Origin of the sequence: Collinsella tanakaei (genome assembly GCF_016902615.1) — a bacterium.
Lineage (GTDB): Bacteria > Actinomycetota > Coriobacteriia > Coriobacteriales > Coriobacteriaceae > Collinsella > Collinsella tanakaei_A.
This window is the reverse complement of sequence record NZ_JACJMB010000044.1, coordinates 1-16345: the sequence shown is the minus strand read 5'-3', so window position 1 is coordinate 16345 and position 16345 is coordinate 1. Positions and strand designations below refer to the sequence as shown.

The following is a 16345-nucleotide window of genomic DNA, read 5'->3' as shown; positions in this document are numbered from 1 at the left end:
CCCCAGAGATCCATGACGCTGCCGACCAGCAACACCAACACACATACTGAGGAGCGCGACTCCAGCGAGGAGAAAAAGCTCGACAGCACGTTGTTGCTGATCGTCGCCCGGTCGGTCGCGAGCGCCGCCGCCGACACCGCGCCGCGCACGCCCAGGTCCACCTGCTCGGAGAAACCCGCCGCAAGCGCCTCGGGCGATTCGATATCGCTCGAGACGGCGACCCCGATGCAGCCGTACCGGCCGGGCGGAGCGATCCGGGGCCGCTTCGCCACCAGAAGATCGATCGCCTGCTCGAACACGCCCCCGGCATCGTCGGCCTCGCCTTCCGCCTCGCGCTCCGCCTCAATCTCGTCGTTGCGGCAGTCCACGTAGTCGTTGAGGGCAAGCGTGAACTCCCGCAGGTGATACTCGAAGCCGTTGTTGATCGAGGTCGACGCCTGGGGCACGCGGCCCACATCGCCCACGCCGAACTTGCAGACGTCGCACTCGCGAACCCCTCCCGTATCGGCGTCCTTGAGCGAGACGTTGCGGCCCGCCGCGCCGGTCGCTCCCGGACAATCGGCGGCGTAGTGGATCGTCAGCCCCCCGAGCTCCGCCGTCGAGGGCCACACCGCATCGGTATAGAGCCTGGTGCGCTTCACCTCGGCGGTGTTGCGCGGCAGCAGTGGCACCGTCGAGCTCACGCGATCGCCGCCGTCCACGATGCGCGCACCGGCGAGCTCGTCGCAGGCGAACCGGTAGAACGCCGAGCGTGCCGCGGAGTCAGCCTTCGCCTCCGCATCGGTGCCCTTCGGGCTCTCGTTGTCGCGCCGCCAGCAGTAGTAGGCGCGGGCGCGGTCGAGCCCCACCTGCGGCCGCCAGGACGCGCTCGATGCGTAGTCGGGGTTCTCCGTTGCCGTCAGCGACGTCAAGCTCGCAGCCCGCTCCTGCATGTTATGGCCCGCGCGCCCGCAGTCGGCGCGCCACGCGTCCTCTTTCGCCTCGGAGGTCTTCTCATGGGCCTCCTCAAGCGCCTCGGACGCCTCCTCCAGCTCGTCGGACGCCTCTTCCAGCGCATCGGTATCGACCTGATCGCCCTCGAGCGCTGGGAACTCCGACGCGGAGGTGGACGGAATCGGCAGGGCGGCACCGATATAGGAGACATCCTCGGTCGACTGGGCGGCGCAGATGCGCACGCCGTTCGCACCGGCCAGAAACGGCAGGGCGCGCTCAAGCGCCTGCAGGCCACCGGATGCCGATTTCGCGAACGCGTTGCGCGCCTTCAGAATCTGGGTTCCCACCTTCCTGATGCTCCCTGACGCCAGACGCGCACCGGGAATCAGCAGGGCGACCATCCCCGCACCCGACACGATGAGCCCAGCGAACCCCAGGCTCGCGATGCTCGCGTCGACGACCGTCGCCGCCGTGTAGTACGACGAGACGACGTTCGCTCCGGCAAGCGCCGCGGTGTCGGCGCCCACCTGGACGTCGCCGGCGCGCGCCATGCTCCATACCGCGGTGACCGACGTGAACAGCAAGGCGAGCACCACCAGTATCGTCACCGCGGCAGCAAGCGTCGTATAGGCCCCGTCCTCGATGAACAGGTCGATCCCCCAGCGCTTCGCGGGGGCATCGCCGCGCGCGCCCTCAGCCCCACGCCTCGACCCAGGTATCGTAGTCCCCTTCAAGCCAGCTCGGTCGTCCCTCATAGGCAACCGTCACCTCCATCTCCACGTCCCCATGGGCGTTCGTCGTACCGAGGGCGCCGGCGAAGATGCCGAGCACCGGCAGCGGCGTCACGGCACCGCGCACCACGACCTTCACCTCCGACCCCGTCGCGACGGCACGCGTGAGCGCGATGTTCCAGGCCGCCGGTCCGCCCGCATGGAATATCGAAACGTCGGGCACCGCCGCGAGGCGGCGCAACGCGAACGCCTTGAGCGTGATATCGGGCGTGGTGTCGCTCGTGATCATGAGCCGCGCCGTCTCCGCAGCGGCAGCCTCCATGACGCCGCGGGTGTAGAGCATGCACACCGGCTGCAGCGCGAGCAGCATGAGCGTCAAAAAACTCGGTATGAGCAGCGCCGCCTCGACCGTCGCCTGGGCCGCGCACTCCCGGGCCCAATCAATACAGGATGATGTCCGGAATCCCCGTGGCGTCGAGCGCGTGCGACGCGGCGCGCTCGACGGTCGCCGTGAGCGCGCCGTCGGCACTCGCACGCCATATCGCCACGAGTGCACCCACGATCGCCATGAAGACGAGAAGCACGAGTGCGTACTCGACCGTCCCCTGTGCGAGCTGCTCGCGCCACAGCGGGCCGTGCCCATATCCCGCTTCCCCAGCCTTCGCGCGCATAGCGTCATTCCGCCTCCTTCTCGGCGAGCATGCGGGCGATGCGCACCACCGTCGATGACGCGTCGTCTTCCGCAGTCACATAGACGATGTCGACCCATCCCCGCCTGTCCAGCACGATCGCACCCCACGCGTTGCCCTTGATGTCGAGGTAGCCGCTCGTCTTGAGCGATGCGGTCGGCTCGGCCGCATAGGCGCCAAGCGCCGCAGACGCCGGCCCGATGAGATCTCCCGCCTGCTCCCACATCACCGCCACGACGCCGTCGCCGTCCACATCGGCCCCCGCATCCGCCGCGTGTGCAAGGTCCGATAAAAAGTGATCGGCCGAGGAGGTGGCCGCTTCCGAACGAAGCGCTTGCGTGCCGCTCCGCATAAGATCGGCAAGCCAGCCTTCGTCGACAGCCGACGATTCGCCCCCGGCCGACATGTCGCCTTCGCGCACCTCGGGTGCGGAGCCGGCCGAGTCGCTCCGGTCCCGCACCCGCATGAGGGCGAGCAGCGCCACAAGGACGCACAGCGCGCATGCGGCATACGCGATCACAACCGACCGCGGTCGCCTATGACTCAACTTGCAGGCCATCGAAACCGTTGGTGATCGCGTCCCAGAGCTCTTGCACCTTGCCCCGGAACGCCGTGATCGCCACAATCGCGATCACCACGAGGATGCCGACCAGGATCGCGTACTCCGTCGTGCCCTGACCGGACTCCTCGGCCATGAGGGCGCGCAGGCGCGCGATGCCGGTCGCAGCCTTTGCGGAGAGCCTATAGGTCAGCTGGTTGATTGATTCCATGGGTACCCCCTTACAACATGCCGCTCCCACCGAGCAGCGGACCGATGATTGACAGCAGAAGCGCCGGCAAGATGAGCGTGCCCGTCGGGATGAGCAGTTTCACCGGGGCGCGTTCGATCTCACGCTCGACGGCGGCCTGGTGGGCCGCGCGCATCTCGATGCCCTGCTGCGCAAGCGTGTCCGCAAGCGGAGCGCCCATGGCATGCGCCTGGCCGACCGCCGTCGCAAACGCTTCGAGCTGCCTGATCTTCAGGTCCCGCGCCGCCGCGAGCAGGCTCTCCTCGCGCCCCTCCATACCCATCTGCCATGCCAAGCGCGCCTGCAGCATGCGCGAGGCAAGCTGCCCTGCGCTCTGCTCGCAGTACAGGCCGAGCGCCGCGTCGAACGAAAGGCCCGCCGACAGGCCGAGCCTGATGACATCCACCATCTCCGACACCCGTCCCAGACTCGCCGCCTCCGTGGCAGCGGCCGTACCTCCGCCCGGCAGCAGGCGCTCGATCCTTGCGGCAACGCGCCGTGCGCTCTGCGCGATCGCACGGCGATCCCGTGCGCCGAGTGCCGTCGCCGACCACACGCAAAGCGCTGCGGCTACCCCGGCAAACAGCACATACCCCATCGAATCGCCCCCTCATAGTGCGACGTCCATGATCTTGCGGATGATGATCAGGGCGACGCCGTTCAGCAGCAGCGCCGCCATGATCGAGATGGCACCGATCGCCGTGGTCATGCCCTCGCGGTAGTCCGAAGACAGAAGCGCCAGCACGGCCGCCATCGCGATCGGCATCGCCGCCACGAGATGGGCAGACATGCGCGCCTGGGAGGTCTTGACATCGAGCTGCCGGCGCAGCTTGATGCGCTCGCTCACCATTGCGGACGCCTCGGCGAGCAGGTCCTTCAGAGGGGCCCCGGTTCGCTGGGAGACCTTCAGGGCGAGCACCACGAGCTCGAGTCCGGGCGCATGCAGGCGCGAAAGCATCACATCGAGCGCCTCGGGCGCCGCCACGCCGCAGCTCACGGCAAACGACACGCGCATGAACTCCGATCGGATGGGCTCGCGGGCATGGGAGCCCACATAGCGCATGGCCTGCGGCAGCGAGTGCCCGCTCCCGAGCGCCACCGCGAGCGACCCGAACGCCTCGGGCATAGCCTCCTCGAGCTCCGCCGCCGCGCGTGCGCGACGCCGCACTGCGCGGACGACGAGCAGCACGAGCAGCGCCGCGCACCCGATCACCATCCCTATGGGGGAGAGTGCCACGATGCCGCCAACGAGCGCGGCGGAGGCGCACATGAGCGCCAACGCGCCGAGCGCCACCTGACCGTCTGCATCTTTGAACGGTTGCACGCGCCCCACGGACAGCTGGCGCACCTCCTCGAGCAGCATCGCATCCGCGCGGGAGCGCACGCCGAGCGCGCACAGGACCCCGCCCACAGCACGCGCAATGCCGCCCGCACCCTCTCGCCGCTGCAGCGGAGCGTGTAGGGCGCCATCGACATCCCCGCAGGCTGGCAGGGCTATGCACAGCGCAACAAGCGCTCCGATGAGCCAGGGCATGATGCTCGCCATCGGGCCACCTCCTTCTTATTTAACGCGCCCGCCCGCACCGCCTCCTCGATGAACGGCGGCTCGCGCACGAGCTCCCATGCGCGCGTCGCCCGGTCGAACGAGACGTATTCGGTCAGCGCCACACCGCCCGACTCGGCGCGCGAGACCCCGGTGTAGGTCGACACGAAGCGCGCGCCTCCTGAGGAGCGCATCGACATGACGATGCCGTCGAGCGCCATGGCGATCTGCTCTTCGATCAGGTCGCCCGGCAGGTCGATGCCATAGCGCGACAACAGCGTCAGGCGAACGATAGCCTCCCGCGCGCTACCGGCGTGCAGCGTCGTGAGCGACCCGTCGTGACCGGTACTCATGGCCTGGAGCATGTCGATGCACTCCGCACCGCGCACCTCGCCCACGACAATGCGGTCGGGGCGCATGCGCAGGGCGTTCGTCACCAGGTCGCGGATCGTCACCGCGCCCTCGCCCTCGATGGACGCCTCACGCGCCTCAAGGCGAACCACATGCGGATGGCGGGAGAACTTGAGCTCCGCGGAATCCTCGATGGTGACGATGCGCTCGCCGAGCGCGATCTCGCAGGACAAGGCATTCAATAGCGTCGTCTTGCCCGACCCCGTCCCGCCGACGACGGCCAGATCCTGCCGCAGCGCCACGGCAAACGACAGGAGCTGCGCGTACCAAGCGGGCAGCGACCCCAGCTCGACCAGCTGATCGAGCGAGCTGATGCGGTCTGAGAACTTGCGGATCGTGAGCGCGGGGCCGTCGATCGCGATGGGTGGAATGACCGCGTTGACACGGTATCCGCTCGGCAGGCGCGCGTTCACAAGCGGGCTGCGCTCGTCGACGCGACGTCCCAACGGCGAGATGATACGGTCGATGATGACGCGAATCTGGTCGTCGCTCTCGAAGACGTCGGGCATGGCATGGAGCTTGCCGCCCTGCTCATAGAAGGCCGAGACGCAGCCGTTGACCATGATCTCGCTGACCGAGTCGTCATCGAGCAGCGACTGCAGGGGGCCGAGCCCCACCACATCGTCGAGAATGTCGTTGACCACGCGGGCGCGGTCCGCAGGCGCGAGGCCCTCGACGCCGCTCGTGTTGAGCACCGCCTCGACCACGGGGCGCAACTCCTCGCGCGCCCGCGCCGCATCGGACTCCGTGGCCATCCGAGCGACCTCGTCGAACCCGATGCGCTCCATCATCTCGCGCTTGACGTCCCGCCTCACCTGGCGCAGGCGCTCGTTCTCCGCACGGTCGGCATCCCAGCTGTCCCGCTCGTCATCGAACCGCTCAGCGCCCTTCACGCGCTCCAGCACGCTCATCCCGATCACGCCCCCTCATCGATTCCACGGCAACTTGATGCGCGAGCGCCCCTGATCATGGGCGCCGGCCATGCGCTGCCGCTCGTCCCACGCCCCCAGCGGGCACCCGAGTTCGCGCACGAGCTCCTGCGTGAACGCCTGAATATCGCGCACGAACGCCCCCGAGCCCCTCATGACATCGGCGAGCTTCCCGTAGGCGAGCAGCTCCGACACCGACGTCCCGCCATCCGCTATGCGCACGTGCGATCGCAGGCCGACGGACATCTCGAAGCGCATGGCGCGCTCCTCGTTGCACCCTTGGGCGCCCAGACGCGCGAACAGCGATGTCATGCGCGTCTTGGGGACACCGATACGCGCTGCGAGCGCAACGGCGCGCGACGCCGAGGCATCCGACGAGGCGCCGGCGGACCCCACGATGAGGCAGCGGTCGCAGTGCGAGACGGTCGACGCCACGGCGTCGCCCCAGAATACCGACGTGTCGGCGAAGATGACGTCCGCCTCCTGCCTCAATACGGAAACGAGCGTCTCGACGGGCGAACCGAGCAGCTCCGCATGCTCGGGAAGCGCGCAGGGTCCCCAGACAGTGAGACCGGGCGCGATGCGCATGGCGGTCTGCTCGATGGCCTCGAGGGGGATCTCAGTCGAGTCCTCGTCGCGAACGAGTCTCCCCAAATCACATGCCTGCTCGACGCCCATCAGGCGATACAGGTCACCGAACATGAGGTCGAGATCAAGCACGGCCGCGCGAAGACCCATGCGGGCGGCGCACCACGCCATCGACGCGACGATCGTCGTCTTGCCGCACCCTCCCCTGCCGGAAATGGCAACGACGAGCGGAGCGGACGGCTGGTCGCCCTTCTCCTCGACGCGCGCCGAGGCATGCGCCGGGGCCTTCGCCGCAGGCGGTTCGCTGTCGTGTGGGGCAGCGGGCACCTCGGCCGGCTGCGGCGCGGGCGTCGCCTGAGAAGGCATCGGGGCATCACAGGGCGCAGACGCGCTCTCGGATGGGACGGATGGCGTTGCCACACTGGCGATCTTCGGCGGGCGTGGGCGCACGGGGGCATCGGAGCCGGTCAGGGCCTCTCGCGCGTCCGCGCTCGCGCCGACACCCGGCATGAAACGCTTATCGTCAACAGGGGGCTCGCTGCGCAGCACGTCTTCAGGACCCTCTCCCGTGCATGCCGCGTCACCATCTCTCGATGCAGCAGGGCCCCCTGCCGCGATCACCTCGGTCGCACCGGCGAGAAACAGCCGGGCGATGCAGCCCGCATCGAGCTGCTCGACGAGCACGAGCACCGTCGGGACGCCGCACGCGTGCGCGAGATGGTCCACAACGGGCTCCGCCGCGGCACCGGTTCCGCACTCATAGAGCGCTGCCGCCACGGCGCCGCCACGCATCTGCTCGGCCACGTGCGCCACCTCGGCGCCCGTACCCATGCGCACAAGCTGCGCCGCCGGCTCGATGCCCTCGATCTCGTGGCGTACGCGCGCCGTCTTCTCGGGTGGGCACGAGACAAGCCAGATGGAGGACATCACGCATCACCCGTCTCAGGGGCGTCGGCAGACGCATCGCCGTAGGCGCCGGGCACCGCAAGGGTCACCTGGCCCAGCGAGGTCGCCACGAGCAGCTCCCGCACCCGTTCGGGCTCGACGGCAAGCGTGACCCAGCTCATCCCGGTGTCCCCGGTCGCCTCGGCGCTCGTATCGAGCACCTGCGCACTCATGAGCCGGTCGGCCACCGCATCCTGGGTGACGTAGACGTCCACGGTGTCGCCCGGGGCGATCGAACCCCCGACGGCGTGCACCGGGTCGCTCGCCACGCTCACGGCGACCGTCCCCGCAGGCACCTCGATGCCACCGGAGTGCGCTTCGAGATACGTCGAGCAGATCACCGCGTTTTTCGGGATGCGGGATGTCGCCACGCGGCCGACCGCGTCGCCAAGCTCGGCGATCGGCTCTTCGGGCACAAGGCCGGCCGCCCATTCGACGGCGACGACGTTCTCGTCGTCGAGCACCTCGCCGGGTGCGATATCCCGGACCGCCACGCATACGGCCACGGGCTCCCCTCCGAAACGCGCCAGGGCGTCTGCCTGGGCGGCGGCTGCATCCTGCTGTACCGAGGAGGCGTAGGCGAGCGCCACGATGACCGCGGCCACACCCGACAGGACGCTGATAACAAGCCTGGTACCGCGCTGCACGCTGTCCACCTCCTCCGGAACCGACTGCCCGCACACCATTTGCACGGGCCTCCCCGCAACTGCGGGCAGCACTCATTGTCGGCGGGAGAAAACGCGTAAACGCAGGCGGGCCGAGATAGTCCGGCGGCATCTTACGAGCAGCCGGACCGATTCCGACAGGGCTGTCGGAATCGGGAACGGACATGCAAGATGCCCCGGCACATCCTGCGGATATGCCGGGGCATCTTCAGATTGAACGCGTAGTCGCCCCTTTGAGACAGCGGGGCGCTGCGGCGCCCTATAGCTTGATATCGGGATCGAGACTCTGGGCGCTCACGCGCATCTCCGATGCGAGGGACAAAAACGCATCGAGGCGCATCTGGTCGATCTCGCCGGCCGCCACCGCCTCGCGCACCGCGCAGCCCGGCTCATGCGTATGCGTGCAGTCGTTGAAACGGCACGCGCGCGCCGCCTGGACGATATCGGGAAACGCGCGGGCAAGCCCCCGCTCGTGGCCGACGAGCGGCAGGCTGCGCAGGCCGGGGGCGTCGGCGATGACGCCGCATGGGTCGGGCAGCGCCACCATCACGCGGGCGACCGTCGTATGGCGCCCCATGTCGTCGCGCTCGCGTACCTCGCCCGTCGCAAGCGCCTCGTGCCCCAGCAGGGCGTTGAGCAGCGTCGACTTGCCGGCACCCGACTCGCCGAGGATCATGGCGCACGTGCCGGCCGGCACGCAGGAGCGAACCTCGTCGAGGCCGCGTCCCTCCGTAGAGGACGTCGCGATCACGCGCACCTGCTCACCCGCCAGGCGATGCGCATCCTCGATCGCCGTCGCGAGCTCGTCCGCGCCGCAGCGATCCGCCTTTGTGAACACGACGACGGGCACAGCGCCGCAATCGTAGATGAGCACGAGCGCGCGGGCGATGCGATCGCGGATGAGCTCCGCCGAATCGCGCGCGGCGCCGAGCGGCTGCACGATGAAGATGACGTCGACGTTGGCCGCCAGCACCTGGCGCTCGCCGCGGTTCTTCCCCCGCCAGCGCTCGAACGTCGTGCGACGGGGCAGCACCCGCTCGATGACGCCCATGTCGTGATCGGGCGCGACGCGCACCGCCACGACATCGCCCACCGCGGGCAGCAGGCGCTCCCCCTCGCCGCGCGCCTTCGCGAAGCTGACCGCATGCTCGGCGCGAAACATATCGTCTTTCGTGGCGATGAGGGGAAAACCGCGGTCGAGGCGGATCACGCGGCCGAGGCGCATCTCCATCGACGCCGCCTCGTCGGTACGGGCGAGCTCGGCTACATACGACGCGAACGCATCCGTCTGCGCCGCGTCGACGCGCAGATCATCGAAGGCGGGAAGATCGTGCAGGGCCTCGATGCGCGGAAGGACCGCGCTTTCTGCAACGTCTGCCTGCGCTACGCGGCGCTTGCCGCCCTTGCTCTTACGCGTGCCCTTGCCCACGTCCACCTCGCTTACATAGGTCAGCCATCAAGCAGCAAGTGTAGCGCAGGTGAGCCGGGGAAACCAAAAGCATGCGGGCGGCCAACAGCCCTTTTGCCGGGAAAGGAGAGAAACCTGCAAAAAGACTGTGGGCCGCCCGCACGCACGGAAGACCTTTTCGGCTACTTGCCCGCCATGTAGTCCAGCATGGCGGTCGCGACATCCTTCGCCACGGCGACGGCGCTCACGACGTTCTTGGAGCCGGTCACCACGTCGCCGGCGGCGAACACCCCGTCGACCGTGGTCATGCCGTGCTCGTCGGTGAGCAGAAGGCCCGTATCCGAGCACTCGAGGCCCGGCGTGGTGAGCAGCAGTTTGTTCTTCGGACCCTGGCTGATGGCGATGATCGTCGAGTCGGCGTGAACCTGGTCGAGCTCGTCCTCGTAGCCCACGACCTTATCGTTCTCGTCGAAGATGGCGGTGCGGAACAGCGGGCCCTCCTCGGTGATCTTGACCACCGCCTTCCCGAACACCAACTCGGCACCCTCGAGCTGAGCGTAGGCGAGTTCGTCGGAGCTGGCGGTCACGTGCTTGGTGCGCGCGAACATGCGCACATGGCGCGCCCCGTGGCGCAGCGCGGTGCGAGCGACGTCCATACCCGAGTTGCCCACGCCGATGACCGCGACGTTCTCGCCCAGATCGAAGGCGGAAGGATCGGACAGGTAGTCCACGGAGAAGTGCACGTTGGCGAACGACTCGCCCTCGAGACCGAGCGTGCGCGGGCGCCATACGCCCGTGCCGACGAACACCGCCTCGTAGCCGTCACGGAACAGGTCGCCGATCTCCAGCGCACCGCCGATCGTGGTGCAGGCGCGGAACTTCACGCCCATCTCCTCGATACGGCGCGCATAGCGGTCGAGGATGGTGCGCGGCAGGCGGAACTCGGGGATGCCGTAGCGCATGACGCCGCCGATGCGCTCCTTGGAGTCGAACACCGTGACGGCGCAACCCTCCTGCGCAAGCTTCATGGCGACCGTAAGGCCGGCCGGGCCCGCGCCGATGACCGCCGCGCGATGCCCGTTGGGCTCCTTCTTCTCCACGATCATGCGGTCGAGGTACAGATCGGAGATGAACGTCTCGATGGCGCTGAAGTGCACCGGCGTCTCCTTGCGGCCGCGCACGCAGTGGCCCTCGCACTGCGCCTCGTGGTTGCACACCATCGAGCACACGAGCGAAAACGGGTTGTTCTCGAAGAGCATCTCGCCCGCAGCGGTCATGTCGCCTTCCTTGAACAGGCGAATCGCCTCGGGGATGTTTGTCGAGACAGGACAACCCTTTTGGCACAGGGGTCGCTTGCACTGCAGACACCGGTTTGCCTCTTCAACGATACGAACGGCCATGCCGCCCCCCTTTCGAACGCGAAATGCTCCCCGAGAGAACAGCAGGCAGCGCACGGAGGCGCTGCCTGGAAAACACCGCAACCGGAGAGGGGAGATGAAAACCGGTTGCGCTTCTCCAACCTATCAGCAGCCGGGTGCACCCTCGGTGCATTTCCGGTGTGCGACAGAATCGGAAACAGTGGTAAAACGTGTTGCCCCGCCCCAGGCAGCAAAATCGCCATAGTTCATCCATATATGCGACATGGCTCGGCGGCGCCATATCGCCCGGCGCCCCTACACGATATCGAGCGGCACGGGGTGCCCGGGAGCGGGGAACGAGCGCGAAAGCAGCGAGAGGTCGTCGGCCGTAAGCTCGATGTCGCGGGCGCGGACGTTCTCGAGCACGTGGTCCGCATCCCCGCTGCGCGGGATGGCCACCACGAGCTGGTCGCGCAGCACGAACGCGAGCAGCACCTGCATCGGCGTCGCGTCGTGGGCGCGCGCGACCTCGACGACACCCGGGTCGCTGAGCAGCCCGCGCCGCAGGTCGCCGGCTTGCGCGAGCGGGCAATAGGCCATCAGCGGCATGTGCTCGGCGCGCATCCAGGGAAGCACGTCGTACTCGACCCCGCGCGAACCCAGGTGGTAGAGGTCCTGATTCACCGCGCAGCGGTCGCCTCCCGGCACGGAGAAGAGCTCCTCCAGGTCGTCCGTATCGAAGTTCGACACGCCCCTGTGGCGGATCAGCCCATCCTCCACGAGCTGCTCCATGCAGGCCACGGTCTCGGCCAGCGGAATCGCGCCGCGCCAATGCAGCAGGTACAGATCGAGGTAGTCGGTACCCAGGCGCTCACGGTCGTAGCCGCGAATCGCCTCGCCCACGAGCTCCTCGGCGGCGCCGTTGCCACACATCTCGGCGGTGTCGATCAGCGTGACGCCGGCGTCGATGCCGGCACGCAGCGCCGCGATCTCGCGCTCGCGCGCCGACGCGCGCTCCCCCAGATACCAGGTACCCATGCCGAGACGTGGCATGGGCGTGCCGTCGGGCATAGCGACCGTTTCGATGAATGGCATGTCATCCGTCCTTTCGGCGCGCCCCGAAGCGCATCCGGGAGCGCGCAGGCTCAAGAGCGCAAACGCGGGCCGCCCCATCGAGACGTGCCGCACCATATGGGGAGAGACGGCGCAGTCATGAACAGGAGGGCCCGCGTATGCGTGCTTTGAGGAGTGGTAGAAGCTACCGAGGCGTCGTTTAGCCCTGCAGCTTCATGTTGTTGACCATCTCATACCACTCGGCGATACCGGAGTGGTCGTCCTTCTTTGACGATCATGTCGGCGGGCATGGCGTACCCGCAGCGGCCGGGGTTGTGGTAGATGAAGACGAAGGTCTCGGGAACCGCCTGGGCGATGGTGGTGCAATGGTGCACCAGCGCCTCGTTGGTCGGCTTGATGAACATGGGATGCAGCACGGCGATACCGTCGACGGGCAGCTCGGCGGCACGGCGGGCAAGCGCCACGCAGGCACGGGTGCTGATATGGCCCACGCCGAAGATGACCGGGACGCGTCCGGCAGCCTGGTCCAAGATGACGCGCGTCGCCGCGATCATCTCGTCGTCGTCGAACATATAGAACTCGGAATTGCTCCCAAACGCCAGGATGCCGTCCACGCCGTGCTCGATGACGAAATCGACCTGACGACGCAGCTTGGCCTCGTCGATGTGCTCGTCAGCATCATGTCTTCCAGGGCCTCTCTGACGAGAAGATCGACGCCTTCCAGACGGTGTTCGAGGCCTATACCCGCCACAACGGCAGCATCGTCCATTGCGCCGACGAGCTCTACCTGCACAAGAACACGCTCCAGAACCGCCTGAACAAGATGGCGGCAAAGACGGGCTACAACCCCCGCACGCTCGCGGATCACACCGTACTCGCCATGGCCTTCCTGATGCGCGATTACCGTCGCCATACCGCCGACGCGCAATAGCGCCTCCGGGAAACGTATTGAGCGCATCACCCGCGCCCTGGCACAGAGGCGCCGAGGCGCGGGTGATGCGCTCTGATTTTGTGTATACAAATAAGATATTGTCCGGGGTACGATTTTTGGGTGCGAATCGTCTACCGCGCCGAGCACCTCAGCATTTCCGCAGGATTCAACTGGGAGAATTCTAGGGGGTACAGCCACTCTGGGCGATTGGCACTAAAAAATCGTACCCCTGACAATCTTTTATTTAATTTGCTTATTAAGTAAGCAAATTTGTTAGGGCAGTTCTATACAAATCGAAACAAGAAGAATACGTACTGCAGTATGTTCCAGACGCGCATGCCTCCGCATGCGGCCGCGCCTCGAATCCCAAACGGAAACGGGGCGCGAGATCCCGCGAACAATGTCTGCCTAGCGGTCCTCGTCAGGAGCCTGCCCGTCGTGCGCCGCCCACGCGCACGGGCCAAACGACGCGTCGGTGAACCGTGCGGTAAAGAAAGACTCCTCCGGCGAGCATGCGTACACACCTATGCGCACCGCTCCGTGCGCCTCATGCATATGGCACACCCGCATCTGCTGCCAATGCGCGCCATCCGTCGAGCACTCGATGCGAAAATCGTCCTCGCGCCGGCTCAGGCGATACCACATCTCGCGCACGCTCGCGGCAATCTCCGTCGTCGCCCAGTCGGACCATCCCCGGTTGGTGACCACGCTGCCCAGATGCTGGAACTCATCGTTTTCGTACTCGACCGACGCCTTGATCCAGTTCTCGGAATCCAGATACATCGCCACGCCGCACTGGTCGAAGCGATGATGCGCCCCGGAGAAATCCGTGCGCACGGTAAATGAGAAGTAGGGATCGGCGATATCGGCCTGCAGTACCGGAGCGTTGTCGTTGCGGAAGTGATAGTAGGTGCGCTGCCACAGATCGGTTCCCGGCTCCGTGGTAATGGCAAGTGCCTCGTCGCTCAGCTTCCAAGCGCGCGGCTCGCGCGTCCACGTCATATCGTGCCATATGGTCATAAACGTCCTCCCTTGTTGCGTTGCATTCGCTCTCCATTATGGCGCAGCGCAGCAAAAGCCCGGCCGGGCTGTCTGCCGACCGGGCTTGCATGTACGGATGTATGCGTTGCTTCTACGAGGGGAGCTTACTTCTCCACCGCGCGCATGATGGCCTTGTAGATCTCCATGATCGGGATGATCAGGAACGCCAGGCCGATAGCGCACGCGAGCGCCTCGAGCGGAAGCTCCATGAAGCCGAAGACGACGGCCAGCGGGTGGAACTCGACGACCACGACGGTGAGCACGAGCGCGAGCAGCGCGGCGCCCCACAGCCACTTGTTCTGCTTCTTCATGCTGAACAGCGACGCGCGGCGGCTGCGCATGTTGAAGCAGTGGAAGATCTCGACCATCGACAGGGTGATGAACGCCATGGTGACGCCCTCTTCGTCGGCCGTGCCGGCGACCATGTCGGCGATGTTGATATAGCCCATGTCGAAGTACACGCCGACAAAGAAGCTCGCGAGCACCAGCAGGGTGATGACGACGCCCTGGAACACGATGTCGACGGCCATACCGCCTGCGAACACGCCGTCGGTGGCGTTGCGCGGCTTGCGCTTCATGATGTCGCCCTCGGCGTCCTCCATACCGAGCGCGAGCGCCGGGAAGCAGTCCGTGATGAGGTTGATCCACAGCAGCTGGACCGGCTGGAAGATCGTGAAGCCCACGAGCGTCGCCACGAAGACCGAGAGGACCTCGGCGATGTTGGCGGACAGCAGGAACTGGATGACCTTGCGGATGTTATCGTAGATACGACGGCCTTCCTCCACCGCGTTGATGATGGTGGCGAAGTTGTCGTCGGCGAGCACCATGTCGGCGACGTTCTTGGTGACGTCGGTGCCGGTGATGCCCATGCCGACACCGATGTCGGCACGCTTGATGGACGGGGCGTCGTTCACGCCGTCGCCGGTCATGGCGACGATCTTGTCACGGCTCTTCCACGCGTCGACGATGCGCGCCTTGTGCTCGGGCTGGACGCGCGCGTACACGCTGTACTCGGTGACCTTCTCGCGGAAGTCCTCGTCGGAGATCTTGTCGAGCTGGGCGCCGGTGATGGCCTGGCTCTCGTCCTCGCAGATACCGAGGTTCTTGGCGATGGCCACGGCGGTGTCGATGTGATCGCCCGTGATCATGACCGGGCGGATGCCGGCTTCCTTGGCCTCGGCGATGGCGGGGGCCACCTCGGGGCGCTCGGGGTCGATCATGCCGGAGAGGCCCACGAAGATGAGGTCGTGCTCCAGCGCCTCGGGGCTGAAGTCGTGGGGCTCCTCGTCGAACAGGCGGACAGCGGAGGCCAGCACGCGCAGGGCCTGGTGGGCCATATCGGTGTTGGCGGTCATGATCCTCTCGCGACGGGCGTCGGTCATGGGCTCGATGGAGCCGTCGGCGTTCATGACCTGGGTGCAGCGGCCGAGCACCACGTCGGGGCCGCCCTTGGTGTACTGCTCGAAGGTGCCCTCGGGGGTCTTCACCACGACGGACATCATCTTGCGGCCGGAATCGAACGGAGCCTCGCCCACGCGCTGGTACTGCGCGGCGTTGCCGTTCTCGTAGAAGCCGAGCTTGGCGGCGTCGTTCACCAGCGCGCACTCGGTCGGCTCACCCTGGGCCTCGCCGGCCTCGGCGTCCCAGGTGGCGTCCGAGCACAGCGCCATGGCGCGCACGTGCAGCTCGTCGGGACCCTCGACCTCGTGCTTCACGACGGTCATCTTGTTCTGGGTGAGCGTACCGGTCTTATCCGAGCAGATGATCTGCGTGCAGCCGAGCGTCTCGACGGCGGTCATCTTGCGGATGATGGCCTGGCGCTTCGACATCTTCGTGACGCCCATCGAAAGGACGATCGTCACGACGGCGACGAGGCCCTCGGGGATGGCGGCGACGGCGAGCGAGACGGCGACCATGAAGGTGTCGAGAATCATCTCGGGGTTGGAGCCCAGATCGCCACCGTGGCGGATGAGGTCGACGGCGAAGATGACCACGCAGATGCCGAGCACGAGCTTGGTCAGGATGCCGGACAGCTCGTTCAGCTTGATCTGAAGCGGGGTGAGCTCCTTCTTGGCAGTGGTGAGGGCGTCGGCGATCTTGCCCATCTCGGTCTTCATGCCCGTGGCGACCACGACGGCACGGCCGCGACCGTATACGACGGTGGAACCCATGTAGCACATGTTCTTGCGGTCGCCGAGCGGCACGTCGTCGGAATCAGCGGCGAGCTCGATGGCATCGGTGTGCTTCTCGACCGGCACGGACTCGCCGGTCAGGGCTGCCTCCTCGATCTTCATCGAGGCGCTCTCGAGCA

Annotated in this window: 16 protein-coding genes and 1 pseudogene; 1 reads left to right on the top strand and 16 read right to left on the bottom strand. The window is 66.9% G+C overall.

The window, feature by feature from the left end:
• From H6A21_RS10105 to H6A21_RS10045, 14 genes and pseudogenes are all read right to left on the bottom strand, one after another.
• On the bottom strand, positions 1 to 1667 hold a 1667-nt coding region (locus H6A21_RS10105; protein ID WP_204562616.1), incomplete at its 3' end, for a hypothetical protein.
• The gene (locus H6A21_RS11040; RefSeq protein WP_342636102.1) at positions 1627 to 2109 is read right to left on the bottom strand and encodes a TadE family protein; all 483 of its coding nucleotides are present in this window, start codon (positions 2107 to 2109) and stop codon (positions 1627 to 1629) included. The genes H6A21_RS10105 and H6A21_RS11040, both read right to left, overlap by 41 nt.
• Positions 2105 to 2335, bottom strand: coding sequence for a hypothetical protein (locus H6A21_RS11035; protein ID WP_239462809.1), 231 nt, complete (start codon positions 2333 to 2335; stop codon positions 2105 to 2107). Before H6A21_RS11035 ends, H6A21_RS11040 begins: the two co-directional genes overlap by 5 nt.
• A 4-nt stretch (positions 2336 to 2339) precedes the next feature.
• Complete coding sequence (locus tag H6A21_RS10095; protein ID WP_204562614.1) at positions 2340 to 2837, bottom strand: hypothetical protein; 498 nt, start codon at positions 2835 to 2837, stop codon at positions 2340 to 2342.
• Between the two features lie 52 nt (positions 2838 to 2889).
• Positions 2890 to 3048 carry a Flp family type IVb pilin gene (locus H6A21_RS10090; protein WP_369409932.1) on the bottom strand — a complete coding sequence of 53 codons (159 nt, stop codon included), beginning with the start codon at positions 3046 to 3048 and terminating at the stop codon, positions 2890 to 2892.
• Positions 3049 to 3133: 85 nt separating this feature from the next.
• Entirely contained in the window at positions 3134 to 3739 is a 606-nt protein-coding gene (locus H6A21_RS10085) for a type II secretion system F family protein (protein WP_204562612.1), read from the bottom strand.
• Positions 3740 to 3751: 12 nt separating this feature from the next.
• Positions 3752 to 4687, bottom strand: a complete 936-nt coding sequence (locus tag H6A21_RS10080) for a type II secretion system F family protein (protein WP_204562611.1) — start codon at positions 4685 to 4687, stop codon at positions 3752 to 3754.
• Positions 4636 to 6006, bottom strand: a complete 1371-nt coding sequence (locus H6A21_RS10075) for a CpaF family protein (protein WP_204562610.1) — start codon at positions 6004 to 6006, stop codon at positions 4636 to 4638. The genes H6A21_RS10080 and H6A21_RS10075 overlap by 52 nt, the downstream gene beginning before the upstream one ends.
• Positions 6007 to 6021: 15 nt before the next feature.
• Positions 6022 to 7539, bottom strand: coding sequence for an AAA family ATPase (locus H6A21_RS10070; RefSeq protein ID WP_204562609.1), 1518 nt, complete (start codon positions 7537 to 7539; stop codon positions 6022 to 6024).
• Entirely contained in the window at positions 7539 to 8204 is a 666-nt protein-coding gene (cpaB, locus tag H6A21_RS10065) for a Flp pilus assembly protein CpaB (RefSeq protein WP_204562608.1), read from the bottom strand. The genes H6A21_RS10070 and cpaB overlap by 1 nt, the downstream gene beginning before the upstream one ends.
• A gap of 277 nt (positions 8205 to 8481) precedes the next feature.
• Complete coding sequence (rsgA, locus tag H6A21_RS10060) at positions 8482 to 9651, bottom strand: ribosome small subunit-dependent GTPase A (protein ID WP_204562607.1); 1170 nt, start codon at positions 9649 to 9651, stop codon at positions 8482 to 8484.
• A gap of 161 nt (positions 9652 to 9812) precedes the next feature.
• A complete protein-coding gene (locus H6A21_RS10055; protein WP_204562606.1) occupies positions 9813 to 11030 on the bottom strand; it encodes an NAD(P)-dependent oxidoreductase in 1218 nt (405 codons plus the stop codon).
• 273 nt (positions 11031 to 11303) lie between these two features.
• The gene (locus H6A21_RS10050) at positions 11304 to 12083 is read right to left on the bottom strand and encodes an aldo/keto reductase (protein WP_239462808.1); all 780 of its coding nucleotides are present in this window, start codon (positions 12081 to 12083) and stop codon (positions 11304 to 11306) included.
• A gap of 209 nt (positions 12084 to 12292) precedes the next feature.
• Positions 12293 to 12730: pseudogene (locus tag H6A21_RS10045) on the bottom strand (dihydrodipicolinate synthase family protein); the annotation flags it as partial.
• Between the two features lie 59 nt (positions 12731 to 12789).
• On the opposite strand from H6A21_RS10045, the gene H6A21_RS10040 reads away from it, so the two are divergent.
• Positions 12790 to 12993 (top strand): helix-turn-helix domain-containing protein, encoded by a 204-nt coding sequence (locus tag H6A21_RS10040; protein ID WP_204562605.1) that lies wholly within the window; start codon positions 12790 to 12792, stop codon positions 12991 to 12993.
• A gap of 408 nt (positions 12994 to 13401) precedes the next feature.
• On the opposite strand, the gene H6A21_RS10035 is transcribed toward H6A21_RS10040, so the two are convergent.
• Both H6A21_RS10035 and H6A21_RS10030 read right to left on the bottom strand, forming a co-directional pair.
• On the bottom strand, positions 13402 to 14013 hold the full coding sequence (locus tag H6A21_RS10035) for a DUF1349 domain-containing protein (protein WP_204562604.1): 612 nt from the start codon (positions 14011 to 14013) through the stop codon (positions 13402 to 13404).
• A 125-nt stretch (positions 14014 to 14138) separates the two neighbouring features.
• A partial coding sequence (locus H6A21_RS10030; RefSeq protein ID WP_204562603.1) for a cation-translocating P-type ATPase occupies positions 14139 to 16345 on the bottom strand: 2207 nt, incomplete at its 5' end.

Excerpts from the sequence above, each read along its gene's own strand:
- H6A21_RS10085 (WP_204562612.1), bottom strand. The coding sequence starts at position 3,739 with ATGGGGTATGTGCTGTTTGCCGGGGTAGCCGCAGCGCTTTGCGTGTGG.
- H6A21_RS10075 (WP_204562610.1), bottom strand. The coding sequence starts at position 6,006 with ATGAGCGTGCTGGAGCGCGTGAAGGGCGCTGAGCGGTTCGATGACGAG.
- H6A21_RS10090 (WP_369409932.1), bottom strand. The coding sequence starts at position 3,048 with ATGGCCGAGGAGTCCGGTCAGGGCACGACGGAGTACGCGATCCTGGTC.
- H6A21_RS10055 (WP_204562606.1), bottom strand. The coding sequence starts at position 11,030 with ATGGCCGTTCGTATCGTTGAAGAGGCAAACCGGTGTCTGCAGTGCAAG.
- H6A21_RS10050 (WP_239462808.1), bottom strand. The coding sequence starts at position 12,083 with ATGCCATTCATCGAAACGGTCGCTATGCCCGACGGCACGCCCATGCCA.
- H6A21_RS10035 (WP_204562604.1), bottom strand. The coding sequence starts at position 14,013 with ATGACCATATGGCACGATATGACGTGGACGCGCGAGCCGCGCGCTTGG.
- H6A21_RS10070 (WP_204562609.1), bottom strand. The coding sequence starts at position 7,539 with ATGTCCTCCATCTGGCTTGTCTCGTGCCCACCCGAGAAGACGGCGCGC.
- H6A21_RS11035 (WP_239462809.1), bottom strand. The coding sequence starts at position 2,335 with ATGCGCGCGAAGGCTGGGGAAGCGGGATATGGGCACGGCCCGCTGTGG.
- H6A21_RS10080 (WP_204562611.1), bottom strand. The coding sequence starts at position 4,687 with ATGGCGAGCATCATGCCCTGGCTCATCGGAGCGCTTGTTGCGCTGTGC.